Source organism: Lacticaseibacillus parakribbianus (assembly GCF_025490915.1).
Classification (GTDB): domain Bacteria; phylum Bacillota; class Bacilli; order Lactobacillales; family Lactobacillaceae; genus Lacticaseibacillus; species Lacticaseibacillus parakribbianus.
The window spans coordinates 71,774-86,926 of sequence record NZ_JANQBA010000010.1 but is presented as its reverse complement, the minus strand read 5'-3'; the positions used below and the strand labels follow the sequence as shown (position 1 = coordinate 86,926).

The 15,153-nt window shown below is 63.2% G+C and carries 18 protein-coding genes; 8 read left to right on the top strand and 10 right to left on the bottom strand.

Annotated elements, in window-relative coordinates; all coding sequences use genetic code 11:
* Window positions 1-51: 51 nt before the first annotated feature.
* From NUH19_RS09380 to NUH19_RS09365, 4 genes are all read left to right on the top strand, one after another.
* Window positions 52-2,235, top strand: a complete 2,184-nt coding sequence (locus NUH19_RS09380) for a helix-hairpin-helix domain-containing protein (protein WP_262316296.1) — start codon at window positions 52-54, stop codon at window positions 2,233-2,235.
* A gap of 60 nt (window positions 2,236-2,295) precedes the next feature.
* Entirely contained in the window at window positions 2,296-2,676 is a 381-nt protein-coding gene (locus tag NUH19_RS09375) for a YueI family protein (RefSeq protein ID WP_262316295.1), read from the top strand.
* Window positions 2,677-2,689: 13 nt separating this feature from the next.
* On the top strand, window positions 2,690-3,661 hold the full coding sequence (locus NUH19_RS09370) for a DUF2785 domain-containing protein (RefSeq protein ID WP_262316294.1): 972 nt from the start codon (window positions 2,690-2,692) through the stop codon (window positions 3,659-3,661).
* A 400-nt stretch (window positions 3,662-4,061) separates the two neighbouring features.
* On the top strand, window positions 4,062-4,928 hold the full coding sequence (locus NUH19_RS09365; protein WP_262316293.1) for a helix-turn-helix transcriptional regulator: 867 nt from the start codon (window positions 4,062-4,064) through the stop codon (window positions 4,926-4,928).
* A 90-nt stretch (window positions 4,929-5,018) separates the two neighbouring features.
* On the opposite strand, the gene NUH19_RS09360 is transcribed toward NUH19_RS09365, so the two are convergent.
* The 4 genes from NUH19_RS09360 to NUH19_RS09345 all read right to left on the bottom strand — a co-directional run bounded on the left by NUH19_RS09360 (window position 5,019) and on the right by NUH19_RS09345 (window position 8,482).
* Window positions 5,019-5,498 carry a glutathione peroxidase gene (locus NUH19_RS09360; RefSeq protein WP_262316292.1) on the bottom strand — a complete coding sequence of 160 codons (480 nt, stop codon included), beginning with the start codon at window positions 5,496-5,498 and terminating at the stop codon, window positions 5,019-5,021.
* A 54-nt stretch (window positions 5,499-5,552) separates the two neighbouring features.
* Window positions 5,553-6,047: a universal stress protein gene (locus NUH19_RS09355; RefSeq protein ID WP_262316291.1), complete on the bottom strand. Its 495-nt coding sequence runs from the start codon at window positions 6,045-6,047 to the stop codon at window positions 5,553-5,555.
* A gap of 54 nt (window positions 6,048-6,101) precedes the next feature.
* Complete coding sequence (locus NUH19_RS09350) at window positions 6,102-6,377, bottom strand: hypothetical protein (RefSeq protein ID WP_262316290.1); 276 nt, start codon at window positions 6,375-6,377, stop codon at window positions 6,102-6,104.
* Between the two features lie 836 nt (window positions 6,378-7,213).
* Window positions 7,214-8,482, bottom strand: coding sequence for a replication-associated recombination protein A (locus NUH19_RS09345; RefSeq protein WP_262316289.1), 1,269 nt, complete (start codon window positions 8,480-8,482; stop codon window positions 7,214-7,216).
* Between the two features lie 66 nt (window positions 8,483-8,548).
* Here NUH19_RS09345 and NUH19_RS09340 point away from each other — a divergent pair, with 66 nt between their 5' ends.
* Window positions 8,549-10,165 carry a hypothetical protein gene (locus tag NUH19_RS09340; RefSeq protein WP_262316288.1) on the top strand — a complete coding sequence of 539 codons (1,617 nt, stop codon included), beginning with the start codon at window positions 8,549-8,551 and terminating at the stop codon, window positions 10,163-10,165.
* Here the strand turns inward: NUH19_RS09340 and NUH19_RS09335 are convergent.
* On the bottom strand, window positions 10,162-10,602 hold the full coding sequence (locus tag NUH19_RS09335; protein WP_262316287.1) for a YueI family protein: 441 nt from the start codon (window positions 10,600-10,602) through the stop codon (window positions 10,162-10,164). The genes NUH19_RS09340 and NUH19_RS09335 overlap by 4 nt on opposite strands.
* Before the next feature lie 50 nt (window positions 10,603-10,652).
* Here NUH19_RS09335 and NUH19_RS09330 point away from each other — a divergent pair, with 50 nt between their 5' ends.
* The gene (locus tag NUH19_RS09330) at window positions 10,653-11,249 is read left to right on the top strand and encodes a DUF1054 domain-containing protein (RefSeq protein ID WP_262316286.1); all 597 of its coding nucleotides are present in this window, start codon (window positions 10,653-10,655) and stop codon (window positions 11,247-11,249) included.
* 46 nt (window positions 11,250-11,295) lie between these two features.
* Entirely contained in the window at window positions 11,296-12,144 is an 849-nt protein-coding gene (locus NUH19_RS09325) for an aldo/keto reductase (protein ID WP_262316285.1), read from the top strand.
* Window positions 12,145-12,207: 63 nt separating this feature from the next.
* On the opposite strand, the gene NUH19_RS09320 is transcribed toward NUH19_RS09325, so the two are convergent.
* The 3 genes from NUH19_RS09320 to NUH19_RS09310 form a co-directional block, all read right to left on the bottom strand.
* Window positions 12,208-13,065 (bottom strand): TMEM175 family protein, encoded by an 858-nt coding sequence (locus NUH19_RS09320; protein ID WP_262316284.1) that lies wholly within the window; start codon window positions 13,063-13,065, stop codon window positions 12,208-12,210.
* A 126-nt stretch (window positions 13,066-13,191) separates the two neighbouring features.
* Entirely contained in the window at window positions 13,192-13,812 is a 621-nt protein-coding gene (locus NUH19_RS09315) for an isochorismatase family protein (protein ID WP_262316283.1), read from the bottom strand.
* Between the two features lie 104 nt (window positions 13,813-13,916).
* Window positions 13,917-14,255, bottom strand: a complete 339-nt coding sequence (locus NUH19_RS09310) for a hypothetical protein (protein WP_262316282.1) — start codon at window positions 14,253-14,255, stop codon at window positions 13,917-13,919.
* Between the two features lie 164 nt (window positions 14,256-14,419).
* Here NUH19_RS09310 and NUH19_RS09305 point away from each other — a divergent pair, with 164 nt between their 5' ends.
* On the top strand, window positions 14,420-14,605 hold the full coding sequence (locus tag NUH19_RS09305; RefSeq protein WP_262316281.1) for a hypothetical protein: 186 nt from the start codon (window positions 14,420-14,422) through the stop codon (window positions 14,603-14,605).
* Between the two features lie 7 nt (window positions 14,606-14,612).
* On the opposite strand, the gene NUH19_RS09300 is transcribed toward NUH19_RS09305, so the two are convergent.
* On the bottom strand, window positions 14,613-14,801 hold the full coding sequence (locus NUH19_RS09300) for a hypothetical protein (RefSeq protein WP_262316280.1): 189 nt from the start codon (window positions 14,799-14,801) through the stop codon (window positions 14,613-14,615).
* The gene (locus tag NUH19_RS09295; RefSeq protein WP_262316279.1) at window positions 14,794-15,114 is read right to left on the bottom strand and encodes a hypothetical protein; all 321 of its coding nucleotides are present in this window, start codon (window positions 15,112-15,114) and stop codon (window positions 14,794-14,796) included. Before NUH19_RS09295 ends, NUH19_RS09300 begins: the two co-directional genes overlap by 8 nt.
* Window positions 15,115-15,153 lie beyond the last annotated feature (39 nt).

The window sequence follows — 15,153 nt, the reverse complement described above, 5'->3', positions numbered from 1 at the left end:
CCGGGTTCGGGCTTTTTATTTTCGCAGCGCAACGCAGAAAGGCAGGCAATCATGACTGAAGACAACACCGTCACGCTCGTTCACCGCGAGCTGACCGGCATCAGCACCCGGCAAATCGACGCCGTTTTGACCCTGATGGCGGCCGGCAACACCGTGCCGTTCATCGCGCGTTACCGCAAGGAGGCCACTGGCAGCCTCGATGAGGTGCAGATTCAGGCCATCGAAGATGCCGAACACCGCGTGGCCGCACTCCTGGAGCGTAAGGCGGCGGTCCTCAAGAGCATCGAGGCGGCCGGTAAGCTGACGGCCGCCCTGCAAGCCAAAATCACGGCGGCGGCGAGCCTGCAAGACGTCGAGGACCTGTACCTGCCGTACAAGCAAAAGCGCCTGACCCTGGCGGCCAAGGCCAAGGCGGCGGGGCTTGAGCCCTTTGCCCGGCAGCTGCTCGCCTTTCCCCAGGGGCCGCTTGCACCCGCGGCCGCCAAGTTCGTCTCGGCCAAGCGCGGCGTCGCGGATGTCGCCGCGGTGCTGGCCGGGGCCCATGAGATTCTGGCCGAGGCCTTCAGCGAGGACGTCGCGATTCGCAACTGGGTGCGGCGGGAGACCACCCGCAACGGCGTTTTGCAGGCGACCGTTCGGCCCAAGGCGCAGGCCCTCGACGAGCGCGGCGTCTACCAGCAGTACTATGAGTTCAAGGCGCCGCTGTCGCAGGTGACGGCGACGCAGACGCTGGCGATGAACCGCGGCGAAAAGGAGAAGATCCTGACGGTCAAGGTGGTGGTCGATCCGGCCGGTATCCTGAATTTCTGCCGCTTTCGCCTGATCGGCAAGCGGCCGCAGACCCCGGCGACGGCCGCCGTCACCGCCGCTTACACCGACGCCTACAAGCGCTTCATCGCCCCGGCCATTGAGCGGGAGGTCCGCGCGAGCCTGACCGAGGCGGCCGATGCCAAGTCGATTCAGGTCTTCGGCCAAAACCTTTACAACCTGCTGATGCAGGCCCCGCTGCGCGGCCGAGTGGTGCTGGGCTTTGATCCGGCCTACCGCACTGGCTGCAAGCTGGCGGTGGTCGATCAAAGCGGTAAGCTCTTGACCACGGCGGTGATTTACCCCCACAAGCCGGCGCCGGCGGCCCAGCGCGAGGCGGCCGCCGGGCAGCTGCGCGAGCTGATCGGCCAGTACCGCGTGACCACCATCGCCATCGGCAACGGCACCGCCAGCCGCGAATCCGAACAGTTCGTGGCGGCCGTCTTGAAGACGCTGCCTCAAGACGTGATGTACGTCATTGTCAACGAGGCCGGCGCGTCGGTGTACTCGGCCAGCGCCCTTGCGCGAAGCGAATTCCCGCAGCTGCCGGTTGAAAAGCGCAGCGCCATCAGCATCGCCCGGCGCTTGCAGGACCCCTTGGCGGAGCTGGTCAAAATCGACCCGGCCGCGGTCGGCGTCGGCCAGTACCAGCACGACCTGCCGGCCAAGGACCTCGCCGTGGCGGTCGACGCCGTGGTTGAACGCGCGGTCAACCGCGTCGGGGTGGATCTGAATACCGCAAGCGCCGCGCTGCTGCGCCGCATCTCGGGGCTGTCGGCCACCGTCGCCGACAACATCGTCGCCTACCGCGAGGCCAACGGGCGCTACGCCAGCCGCGCCGCCTTGAAAAAGGTCCCGCGCCTGGGCCCCAAGGCCTTCGAGCAGGCGGTCGGTTTCCTGCGCATTCCAGGCGGCCGCGAGCCGCTCGACAACACGGACATCCACCCTGAAAGCTACCCGGCGGCCAAGGCGTGGCTGAAGGCGACCGGCGTCAACGCGGCCGACCTGCAAAGCCCGGCGGCCAAGGCCGCGCTGGCGACCGCCGACCTGTCGCCGCTTTTGGCCGCTGGCGTCGGCGCCGCCACCGCCCAAGACATTGCGACCAGCCTCCAAAACCCCGGCCGCGACCTGCGCGACGGGATGCCGGCGCCGCTCTTGCGCCACGATGTGTTGACCATGGCGGATCTGTTGCCCGGCATGAAGCTGGAAGGCACGGTGCGAAACGTCGTCGACTTCGGGGCCTTCGTCGACATCGGCGTCAAGCACGACGGCCTGGTTCACCTGTCGCACATGGCCCAAAGGCGTGTCAGCGACCCGTACCGCGTGGTCGCGGTCGGCGACGTGGTGACCGTGTGGGTCCTGAGCGTCGACCAAAAGCGCGAGCGCATTCAGCTGACCCTGGTCGACCCAGCGGCGGCCGCGAACTGAACCGCCGACGGACTTGTGGTACCATGAAGGGGACGGCACAGGCCGCCGAAAGGAGTCACGATGCCAGAATCTTTGAACGACTTCATCAAGGCCAAGGCCTTGGGCATTCCCACCCTGCACCCCGACGAAAAACGCGCTTTTTTGGGCAACTTCAAGGAGCGCGTCGCCATGGCGGTGACCATTCGCCAGTTGCACGACCCGCGCATCGCGGATTTGCTGGACTCGGTGCTGACGCGTTACCCGGGCTATCGGGTCTACCTCAACGGGCTGATGATGCCCGACATGATCGATTACTACTTGAAGCAGGCGCTGGCGCATGATTATCCCTTCACCATCATGGCCCAGCCGGGGATGCGGGTCAAAAAAGGCCCCCACGCCGCCGATTTTGGCTGGGTGCTGGCGCATCCCACCGAGAAAATCACGCGGCCCATCCTGATTTGACAAAGGAGACACAATGACAGAAGAACTCGTTCGCGTCAAGGCGCAGGTTCAGGACCTGCGAGCGGCGCTTTTGGCCGGCAAGGTGTTCGCCAAGCTGCCGGCGGCGCTGGACGGCATCATGGCCGGCGTGACCCGCAGCCAGCCGACGCCCCTGATCCTGCCGAGCGACGACATGCGGGCGATTGCCCGGATGCAAACCATCAGCCGCCGGATCAAAAACACCAAGCAGCCCGACGTCAGCGATGAGGAGCTGCACTTCTTGCTGGATCACCTGGCTAGCCGCAACCCCGCGGTGCGAGACAAGGGGGTGTTTTACCTGATCTCGGACCTCTTTCAGGCCGACGCCTTCACCCAGCCGCAGGTCGAGTGGCTGTTCCACGAGCTCCAGGCGCCGGGTGTCTTGTTCTCGCACATTCTGGAGCCCGAAAACTCCGGCGTGTTCGGGCGCAGCTTCGCCGTGATGCTGTTGTCCGGGCTGGTTTACGCGGATCAAAACCGCTACCACGCGCTGAGCCAGGCGGATTACCAGCTGCTTTTGATGAACCTCGTAACCTACGTCGTCTTGGAGCGAGACGGCCGGGGCTTTGTCGAAGGCGCCGGCTGGGCCCATGCCTACACCCACATCGGCAACCTCGCCGACGAGCTGACGCAGGTGCCGGTGCTGACGCGCGGCGAGAAGGTGCTTTTGATGGCCGCCGTGTTTGCCGGCTGGCAGCACAACGATTACGCGCTGGCGTTCGGCGAGGATCAGCGGGTGGCCGGCTACCTGGTGAACCTCGCGGCCAAGCACCAGTTTTTCGCCGAATCGCAGGTGCTGTGCCTGACGGCGTGGCAGAGTCGGCTGAAGGACCTGCACCCGCAGGAGTCCGTGGCGTTTTGGAACCGCTGGTACAACCGCAGCCGATTGCTCGAGGCGCTGCTGATGCGTGCCGACTTGCCCAAGGTGGTCGTCGACTACCTGCAAAAAATCATCGATCTGTACTGAGGAAGGCCGTGTCTTGAGGGACGCGGCCTTTTTGCTCGCTTTTTTTTCACGAGGCGACTGAAACTGCGGTGAGGATTGACGACGAATTGCGTGAGGACCGACCGAAAAAGTCGCCATCTGTATCTCATTGAGCGAGTCGAACCAGGTCGGCTTTAATAAATTCGGTCGCCGAACCGCTCTGATTCAAGCTGTCACGACAGCCGTAATGGCTATGACCAAACGGGCGGGACGTATTGCAATGATATTCACATGTATAAGTAATAATAAAAATAATTATGAAAGCTTGGAAAATACCGCACAAATGAAGAAAAGTAGTCAAACGGCATAACTTTAAGTATAATACAAAGATAGAAATGGTCTCAGTTGGATTGGCGCATGGCCGTCAAAGGAGTGTTTAATCATGAAGAATTCCCAACCCGCCTTGCGGATCCTGGGCGAACGGGTCCGCCACTACCGCAAGCTCAAGGGGCTGTCGCAGGCCGAACTGGCCAACGGCATCTGCACCCAGGCCACAATCAGTCTGATCGAGAAGCGCAACAAGGTCCCGAGCATGAATATCCTGTTGCGCCTGATTGACCGGCTGGGCATCACGCTGGAGGACATTGTGGTCGAAAACCGCACCCGGGTGCAGCGCAACCTCGCCGAAATCGACACCCTGATTCGCCACGGCGATTTTGACCAGGCCGACGCGAAGCTCAAAACCATTCGTAGCGTCAAGACGCTGCGGGTGGAGGACGAGCGGCGCTACTACTACGCGATAGGGATGGTGCAGCTGTTTGGGCACCGCAACCAAGACGAGGCGATCTACTACTTCGGGCGGGTGCTGAACCCGCTGGCCGCCACGCTCAAGGACCTGCCGGCCATCATGGCGACCCTGGGGCTGGGGCTGGCCTACGCGGAGAAGGGCACCACCGAACGCGCCAGAGTCTACATCGACTCAGCGCTGCAGCTGCTGCAGGCGATGCCGCTGGCCGAAGGGCGCTACCTGGACGTGGAGCTGACCATTCACTGGCACGTGGCGCGAATTTACTACGAGCTGAAGGAGGACCAGCTGGTGCTGCACCACGTCAAGCTCGGCATCGACAACGCGGTTCGCAACGACAGCCTGTTTCTGCTCGACGAGTTCTACGCCTTACGGGCCCGGGCCCTGCTGCGCATCGGGGATCAGGCGGCCCCTCAGGCCTACCAGATTGCCTTGGCGCTGGCGCGGGTGACGCAAAGCACGCGCCTGATTGAGGCGCTGGAGGCCGATCCGATCAGCGCGTGAGCTAGGCACGCCAAAAAAGGGCAGTCACTGGATGTCCCCCGAATCTGGGGATGACATCCAGTGGCCGCCCTTTTTGCGGTGGCGCTGAAGTTAGGCCTGGGCCAGCGCCTGCTCGATGGCCGGAGCCATGGTGAGCGGCGCGGTCTTGGGCGCGACGCGTTCGACCACGTTGCCGGCGCGATCGATCAAAAACTTGGTGAAGTTCCACTTGATGCTGGTGCCTAGGGCGCCCGGTGCCGCCTTTTTGAGGTAGGCGAACAAGGGGTCTTGGGCCGGGCCGTTGACGGCGATTAGCTGGTGCATCGGGAAGGTGACGCCCCAGGTCGTGCGGCAGGCCGCCGCGGCGGCGTCTGCGGTGTCGAGTTCTTGGTGAAATTGGTCGGAGGGAAAGCCCAGCACCACCAATCCCTGGTCGCGGTACTTCTGGTACAGTGCCTCGAGTTCCTTGAACTGGGGCGCAAAGCCGCACTTGGTGGCGGTGTTGACGATGATCATCGGCCGGCCGCGGTACTTGGCCAGCGGGTAGGTGGTGCCGTCTTCCAAGGTGGCGGTGAAATCGTAAATGCTCATGTTGAACCTTCTTTCGGGTTGAAAAAGCCAGGCACGAGGCCTGACTTCAGCGGGTTATTTGGCTTGCGGCCGCGGCTTTTTGGTCGAGGCCAACGCCGGCTTGTTGTTCAGGTCGGTGCGAACGACCAAGACGTCGCAGGTCGCGTTGCGGGTGACGTACTCGGTCACGCTGCCGATCAGCAGGCGTTCGACGGCGTTCAGCCCGGTGGCCCCGATCATGATCAGATCGATGCTCTTGGCCTTGGGGACGTCGCGGGCGATGATGGTCTTGGGGGCGCCGTACTCGATGGTGTACGAGACCTGCTCGAGGCCGGCCTTGTGGGCCTGCTCGATGTAGCCATCCATGGTCTGCTTGGCGGTTTCGGTCACCTGTTCGACCATGGCGGAGTCAAAGCTGGACACGTTTTGGAAGGCGCGGGTGTCGACAATGTGGATCAAAAACAGTTCACTGTGGTTGCGTTTGGCGACGGCCACGGCCTTTTGGAAGGCCAGCTCCGACTCGTAGGAGCCGTCGATCGCGACTAGAATGTGTTTGTATTGTTGTAACATGTCAATCACCTCTTTACTTCTATTGTACCCGACTGAGGTGCGTGCCGCCAGTCTTTACCGCACGTATTTTGGGATCAAAAGCCCCAGCAGACCGGCGACCGCGGCGGCCACCACCAAGGCGGCGACCTGCCAAAGCGTGGTGTTGATCCAGGCCGCGACCAGGCTCAGGCACCCGCTTGCGCCAAAGCCGCAGGCAAAGGCGACCAGGGTGTGGCCGACCGGCGCCGGCACCGTGGTCAGGCTCAAGAAGTTGGTGCGGCGATGGGCCACGAGGTAGTAAGCCAGCCCGAATTGCAGCAGGGCGAAGACGACGAAAACAAACGTGATCAAGGCGTTCATCCTTTCCGATTCGATGTCTCCATTGTACGCGCCGCGCCAAGAGATTGCGACCAAGACCGCTACCCGCGCCAAAAAGCCGGCGAAGGGGAAACTTCGCCGGCCGCACCGAAACCAGCGGTAGCATGACCACCGCTGGCCGTGGCATTCTTGCTGTTGGTTGAGCTGATTTTGTGGCCGCAAGTTGGCGCGTGGTCGACTTGCGTGGTACAAGCCACCGGTCAATGCCCCGCCGCAGCTACCTCGCAGCGCGAGTAGGCGGAACACTAAGCAATCGGTGGGTGGTGGTCCACACCCTGGTGGTCGGTCCCAATCGGAGGGGACCGTTGCGCGAAAACGTCGACGTTGTTGCCTGGTTCGGCATGGCATGAGTGGGGGTACTGGGAATGCTTATGTCCCGGACCTTCCCCCTAAGCAGTAGAGTTGCAAGCGCCGCGGCCGCGGCGTTTTCCCTGCCCGTTGATAATCATCTGAGGCCAGTGTAAGCCCTGTCATTTTAGCTGTCAAATTTTAAGCTCAGACACAAAAAAACCGGCGCGAAGCCGGCCATGGAAGGCTAAATTGGTGCCGTTCTCTTTCCAAATCGTTGAAACCCGCCGTTAAGCAAGTGGGCCCAGACGACGCGTGCGTCAGCCGTTAAGTGAGATAACAGCACGGCACGCGCCACTTCCGGTCCCAAGGTCTCGAAACTGTTCGGTCAACTGATAACAGGAAAGCGCGAACACCTTAGGAATCTCCCATGCACTTATGGTAGCACGGTGGCGGCCAAATGGCAAGAAAACGTCACCGCGATGTGACGGCGAAAGATTGATGCACCGCGCTTGTAACCGCTATTGCTGCCAGGTTCGCAGCTGGGCCAGCCGGCTGGCGAGGGCCGCCTCGTACTTGCCGGTGGTTTTGGGCTGGTAGTAATGGACACCGCGCAGCTTGTCGGGCAGGTACTGCTGCTTGACAAAGCCGTTGGGGTAATCGTGCGGCAGCTTGTAGTGCAGGCCGTGGCCCAACGCGGCTGCGCCCTTGTAATGCGCATCGCGCAGGTCGGCCGGGATGCTGCCGGCCTTGCCGGCGGCGACGTCTGCGATGGCCGCGTCGATCGCCACCATCGCGGTGTTGCTTTTCGGCGCCAGGCACAGATCAATCACGGCGTTGGCCAGGGGAATGCGGCCCTCCGGCAGCCCCAGCCGCTCGGCGGCCTGAATGGCGGTCAAGGTGCGGCTAGCGGTTTGGGGGTTGGCTAGGCCAACGTCCTCGTAGGCGATGACCAACAGGCGTCGCAGGATGCTCGGCAGGTCGCCGATGACGATCAGCCGCGCGAGGTAATGAAGGGCCGCATCGACGGCCGAGCCGCGAATCGATTTTTGAAAGGCCGAGATCAGGTCGTAATGCGCATCCCCGTCGGCGTCTCCGGCGATGGCGCGTTGCTGAAGCGACTGGTGCATCACCTGGGCGTCCAGGGTGATGCGGCCGGCCTGCTCGGGCGTCGACAGGGTCGCAAGCTCCAGCGCGTTGAGCGCCGCTCGCAGGTCGCCGTTGGTGGCCGACAGTAGAAAGTCGCGCCCGGCCGGCGTCAGCGTCACCGGGTAGTGACCCAGGCCGCGGTCCTTGTCGGCCAGCGCCCGGTCGACCGCTTGACCGATGTCATCCGGGGTCAGCGGGAACACCTGAAAAATCTGGCTGCGCGAGCGAATCGCCGGGAGTATGCTCATGTACGGGTTCTCCGTGGTGGCGCCGATCAACACGATGCGCCCGGATTCCAGGTGGGGCAACAAAAAGTCCTGCTTGGTCTTGTCCAAGCGGTGGATTTCGTCCAAAAGCAGGATGACGGTGCCCGACATCTTGGCCTCTTCGGCAACGATCTGCAGGTCTTTTTTGGTGTCCGTCGCCGCGTTGAGCATGCGAAACGCGTACTTGGTGGTGCCGGCGATGGCGCTTGCGATGCTGGTCTTGCCGGTGCCGGGCGGACCGTAGAGAATCATGGAGCTCAGCCGGTGGGCGGCCACCATGCGGCGGATGATCTGATCGGGGCCGACCAGGTGCGCTTGGCCGACCACCTCATCCAGGTTTTGCGGGCGCATGCGATACGCCAGGGGTTGTTGCATTTTGCCACGTCCTTTCGCATTCAGTATAGCACGTGGTACAGTAGAGGGATTGAACGGAGGATTGACATGACGACTTTGGCAGACAGAATTCAGGCGCTGGGGCTGGCCGCGCTTCAGGGTCAGACCCAATTTCAACTGGTGATGACGCTTCGGGCCCAAGCGGCCAACACCGGCGCCTATGTGGCGTTGCAAAATGGGCGGGTGACGGTGACCACCGATGCCTGCGACTCGGCCCAGGCCACCGTCGATCAGCTGGCCGCAATCCTTGCGACCAGCCATTTGAAGTCACCCCAAGACGTCGCGCTGAGCGTTCGCCTGACGCTACCGGAGCCGCTGTTTGCGCGGCTTTATCAGGATCTTGAAGGGCGCAAGCTGCCCGAGTACCGCGACTTTCGCACCACGCTGTACAAGCAGTGGCTGGCGATTTTGGCCGAGCGGAGCCAGGATTTGGCCCGGGAGCTCGGCGGTCCGATTCAGCTGGGGTTGGTCCAAGCCAAGGATCGCATCATCACCGCCGTGGCCCTGCTCAACCTGCCGGTGACGGCGAGTCCGGCCGGCATCACGGCTGCCACCTTGGACTGGCTCAACGCGACGCTGTGGCAGGCGGTGCAGGCGCCAGATGCGCGCACACTGGCGGCGCGTTCCGCTTCCGCGCGGCTGCCGGTGGCAGCCCTGCCCCAGGCGCTGACGCAGCCGCAAGCGGTGCTGCCAGGGTTTGCGGCGTTGGACGAAAATACGCAGCGGCTGGCCGCGGCGGCCTTTGAGGCCGGCTTGGCCGTGCGGGTACACGATGCCGGCGCGGCGGTGATGAGCCTGCAGCGGGGGGCAACGCGGCAGCTGGTGGTGCAAGGCGTCACCGCGCTGAACACCGCGGCGGTCCAGGCCGTCGGCGCCAGCAAGCTAGCCCAAAAGGCGCTGTTGGGGGCGGCCGGCCTCAAGGTCCCTCGCGCCGCCAAGTTCACCGACGCGGCCGCCGCCATGGCCGCCTATGATGCCGGGTTGAAAAACAAGAGCCTGGTGGTCAAGCCCAACTGCGGCCACCACGGTCAAGGGGTGACCGTGTTCATGCTACCACCGACGCGCCGTGACTTCGCCCAGGCGGTCACCGCCGCGAGTGCCTTCGGGGCGGTACTCGTCGAGCTGTTCGTCCCGGGCAACAGCTACCGCTTTTTCGTCTTGAACCGGCAAGTGTTGGCGGTGCTTGAGTGCGAGCCGGCCAGCGTGGTCGGTGACGGTCGCCAAACCGTCGCCGACCTGGCCAAGCGCCGCCACCTGGTACTTGGCCCCACCGAACAGGCGGTGCTGACCAGCCAGGGCAAGACCGGCGGCACCGTGCCGCCGCGCGGCCACGAGGTGTTTTTGCGCTTCAACAGCAACCTGACCACCGGCGGCCGCGGGGTGGCGGTGACGGCAGACATCGCACCGGGCTACAAGGCACTGGCGGTGGCGGCGGCCGCGGCCGTCGGCGCCACCGTCGCCGGGGTGGATATCGCCATTCCCAACCTGTACTTGGAACCGACGATCGACCACCCCGAGGCCGCCCAGGTGCTGGCGGTGACGCCCGACCCGCGGCTGGCAGTGCATGAGGCCCCGGTGATGGGGGCAGGCGTCAACGTCGCAGCGGCGGTGATCGCCGCGCTTTTTCCGCCGATTAAAAAAGCCGCCGAGGCGGCAGACGATTAGTGAAAGAGGCGCTCGAAAAACCCTGGGGCCGGCTTGGCCGGCGCCTTTGGCTCCGGTAGCGCGATGTCTGGCTTGTTAATGGCGGCACTGGCGGTGACCAGCACCGCGCAGCCGGCCGGCGTCAGGTCGGCTTGATCGTTGTTGACCAGCGTGAAGGGGTAGTCCAGCGCGTTGGCCGCCGCCATGAACGGCGCGGTCACGTCGGCCGCGAGCTTGCCGTTGAGCAGCAGCTTGAAACCGGTCTCGTGCTTCGTGGCGTCAAGCGCCGCCTTGACGGCCGGCAGGGCCTCGCGCTGGCGAACCTGCGCGTTGGTCACCTTCAGGTAGGCTCGTTCGCGCAGGGAGCCCAGGTAGTGCCGCCGCTCGTCGGGATTGGTCTGCAAGGGGCCGCTCATGCTTTGAGTCAGCCGGGATTGAACGTCTTCGTTGTCTGTCATGGTTACCTCCGCGGGTGTTTGCCCTCAGTTTAACATAAGGAAGTGCTTTCATGTTTGATCGTGATGATTTTGCGCCCTTCGCCGATCCCACGCTGCCCGGGCGGCTGGGCCTGATTCGCCAGCGCCTGGATCCCAAGTTTGAGGCGGCCGGGGCGGTTTTGCAGACGCTGTTGGCGGCGCAGGGGGTGCCAACGCAGTTCCTGCACCTCGCGCGTCACGCCCGTCGCCACAAGAACCCGCCGCCGGACACGTGGCTGGCCCTGTCTGCCGGCAAGCGCGGATACAAAATGCTGCCGCACCTGGAGCTTGGGCTGTGGGACGACCGGCTGTTTTTGTGGGTCGCGCTGCTGGCCGAAAGCAAGGGTGAGCCAGCGTTGCGGCCGGCCGCCTTGCGGCCGTTGGCGCTGGCCTTACCCGGAAACTTCGAGCTGAGCGGCGATCACACCAAAAAGGCGGTGCTGCCGCTGAATGAGGCAAACTTCGACCGCCTGGCGACGCGCTTTGAGACCACCGCCAAGGCCGAGTTTCTGATCGGGCAGACCTACTTGCTGACCGACCCGCTGTTCGACGCGCCGGATGAGCTTTGGGCCGACATTCAGGAGCGGGTGGTGGCCCTGGCGCCGCTTTACCGGGCGTTACTGGCGTGAACATCGAAGCGCCGTTGCGGTACAATGAGGGCAAAGGGGTGATAAGATGACAGTGTTAACTGAAACCATGACGCTCAACAACGATATTTTGATCCCACAGGTGGGCTTTGGCACCTGGCAGATTCCCGATGGCGACGTCGCCTACCAGGCGGTGAGTGCCGCCTTGGCGGCCGGGTACCGCCACATCGACACCGCGTATGTGTACGGCAACGAGCGCAGCGTCGGCCAGGCGATCAAGGACTCTGGCATTCCGCGCAGCGAGCTTTTCGTGACCTCGAAGCTGCCGGCCGAGGTCAAGGACCCGACCGCGGTTCGCGACTACTTCGATCAGACCCTGGCCAACCTCGGCCTGGATTACCTGGATCTGTACCTGATCCACGCACCGTGGCCGTGGCGTGAGGCCGGCACCCGCTACGACAAGGCGAACACCGCCGTGTGGCAGCAGCTGGAGGAGCTTTACGAAGGCGGGGCGGCCCGGGCCATCGGGGTGTCGAACTTCGACGTCCACGACCTGCAAAACCTGCTGGACACCACCACGGTGGTACCGGCGGTCGACCAGATTCAGTACTACATCGGGTTCACCGAGCCGAAGATCACGGCCTTTGCCAAGGCCCATGGCATTTTGATTGAGGCCTACTCGCCGCTGGCGACCGGTGGCCTGCTGCAAAACCCTGCGGTGGCCGGCATCGCGGCGCATTACGGGGTGACCACCTCGCAGCTGGCCTTGCGCTACGTCCTGCAAACCGGGGCGCTGCCGCTGCCTAAGGCGACCAGCAAGGCCCACATTGAGGCCAACACGCAGCTTGCCTTCACCATCTCGGCGAAAGACATGGCGGCGCTTGACGCGATGCCAGACGCCGCGGCCGGCAAGTCGCACAACCCGACGCAGGGCTGATTCGCTGTACAGCACACAAAGGGCGGCTCGCCTCAGTGACGGGCCGCCCTTTGTGTGCTGTGTTTACCGCTCTGCGTCCTGGCGGCGGCCGGCGCGGTGAGCCTGGCGCAGCCAAAAGGCCATGCGTGCTTGCTGCTCCGGGGTGGCGTGTAGGTAGCGGTTCTTCAGCTGCTCGCGGCGTCTGGGGTCGATGCTTGAGTCCAGCCACTGGCCCCAAGTCTCGGGTAGCGGCTCGGCGTCTTGCATAATTTCTTGGTGGACCTTTTGAAAGTCGCGGCGCTGCAAGACGTTGAGCTGCTCGAAGTCTTTTTGCTGCGCCTCGGGCAGGCTTTCGACCTCGGAGAACTGCTGTCGGGCCGTCGCGCTGAGGATGAACATCAAAATCGGGTAGGCCAGGTAAAAGAACATCGCGGCCTCTGGCCAAAAGTACCCGGCGACCAGGGCAATCAGGCTCCAGGCGCTGAGTAGCACGTTGTTGTCGCCGTAGATTTTGGTGTAGACCTTGCGCATCTCCGAGCGGTCGGTGTACTGCAGGTGAATGATCGACTTGGCCAGCAGGCGAAACAGCCAGTTGACCAAAAGCTGCAGCAGGCCGTACAGCATCACCGTCCAGCGGGTGGTGTTCAGGGCCATCATCTTGGTCAACAGGGGCATCAGGGCCAGTGGCCCGAGAAACAGCAGGTCGAGCAGCAGCAGCCGGTAGGTCACGGTGTCGATTTCGGCAAAGGCGGTGGCGTGTTGGTACCAGATGTTGGCGATGAAGAGAAAGGAGATCAGGTAGATGCCGACGCTTTTGCCCAGCTGCAGGTAGCTGGCCACCGAATCGTGTAGGACAGGAGGGATGCTCAGCACCATGATGGTGATGATGATGGCGATGATGGCGTCGGAGAACGCATCGAGCCGGGTTTTAAGTTTCGTCATAATGGCCTCTTTGGTTAGGATGCCCGTATTCTACACGCAAGCGGCGCCGCTTGCAAGCCGCAAAAAGCCCGGTTCGACGCCGCCAAAGCGCGTCAAACCGGGCAAGCCGGGCATCGAATCGGGCAGCTAGGTGAGTTGCACGAAGTCGCCGCCTTCAAGCAGCAGCTTGACGAAGGCGGGGACGGTGGCCGTGCGGTTCCAGTCGCGCTGCCACTCGCAGGCCAGCTGCGCGTTGGTGACCAAGGCGGCCCCGGCCTGGCTGAGCCGGGCGAGTGCCGTATCGTGCGCAACCAAGGAGGTCCCGCCGACGGCATCGACCACCGGGTGGACCTGGTAGCCCTCGCGCAGCGCGTCTAGCGCCGGGAAGGTCAGGCAGGCCTCGGTCCACAGCGCGGCCATCACCAGGTGCGGCCGGTTCAGATCGTGAACCGCAGTCAGGAACTCGCCGTCTTGCCACGCGTTGATGCTGGTGCGATCGAGGCTTGGCACATCCGGCATCAAGCGGCGCAGGGCCGGCACCGTGTCTTGGTTGCGGCCGCTTTCGACGTTGACGGTGGACAGAACAATCGGCACGGCGAAGGCCTGGGCGAGCTTGATGGTCAACGCGATGTTTTGGAGCAGCTGCGGGTGGGGCATTGACTGAATCGACTCAATTTGGGTTGGCTGGTAGTCGATTACCAGCAAGGCGCTGTTTTCCGGGGTCAAGAGCGGATCGGTTGCGGGGTCTCTTCTGGGTAAACTTGTCATGGTACACCTCCTAATAGTGAAAGTGTAACCGCTGCCGGCGGCCTTGGCCAGAAATCTGCCTGGCCAAACCCGGCCACCGGCAAAGGCCCTGGTGCCGGTTGGGCCTAGCCGACAAGCTGCCCCGAGTCGACCAACTGCCGTACCAGCGTCTGCAGGTGCAGCAGCGTGTGATGGGCGTCGGCCTTGAACTGCGCAATCAATGGCGCTGGCTGCAGGGTCGCGTCGGCGTAGACCTGACTGCCGGTGATGCCGGTCACGGTGAGGCCGGCGTGATCGAGGGTGACGGTCAGGTAGCCGCCTTCGAACGCCTCGTCGCAAAGCTCCTGCAGCCAGTTTTGCAGGCCTAAGCGAATCACGGTGTCAAGGCTCAGCGGCGTTTTGCCGGTTGCGGCCTTGGCCACCAGGGCTTGGGCCTCTTCAACGGTTCTTGGAATTTCATGCATGTTTAACACCTCCGCCGCTAGTATACGCGCCAACCGCCGCCTTGGCGATTCTCACGCCACTTTAAAAACGGCCACCAGGCGACGGCCAGCCGCTCGCCCCTGGCGACCGGCCAAATGCGGCGCAAATCCTGTCACCCCGGGAGGGAACGTGTTAAAGTAAGGCCATGACAGAATTGAACAAACAGGCGCTGTTGCGTCAAATGCTGGATGAGGTTTTGGCACTGGTGGTGCTGTTGGCGGCGTGGCTTGGGCGTCATCAGCTCAACGGTTGGTGGGTAGCGGCCATCGTGCTGAGCTTAATCGGGCTTTTCATCGATTACCTGCGCCACGGGGCAGCAAAAAAGCGCTGACGGAAAGTCAGCGCCGAGACAGCCACCACCAAAACACCGCGTAGCCCAAGCAGCCCAACCCGTAAACGGCCAGCCCCAGGCTGACGAACACCAGCCAAGGCCAGTGGAAGGCGAGACTTGACAGCTCGAGCAAGAATGCCAAGATGCCGGCTTGAATCGCCTTTTGGACCAAGGCGCGGGTGCGGGCGTTATTCAAATGACGCCTCGATCAACAGCTGATGCGCGGCCGTCACGTGGCAGAGCGTCAGCCACAAGGTATCAGGCACCGGCGGTTCGTCGGGATCTAGCCGCGAGCCCAGCCAGGCCAACAGGTTGCCCTGCTGCTTCAAAAAGGCGTCATCCACGCGAAACGCGTTGAGCTGATCGGGTGGAAAGACGCTGGCTTGGTACGGAAAAATCACCGTGTCGGGCAGCGCAAAGGCCACCACGTTCTGGTACCCCTGGTCGATCTCGCGGCGGTTCTCCGGGTGTGAATGCAAATAAGTTAAGACCATCTCTGCGATTTTCATGCAGCCACCTCCGACTTAGGTCCCTGTTTGATATCTGGG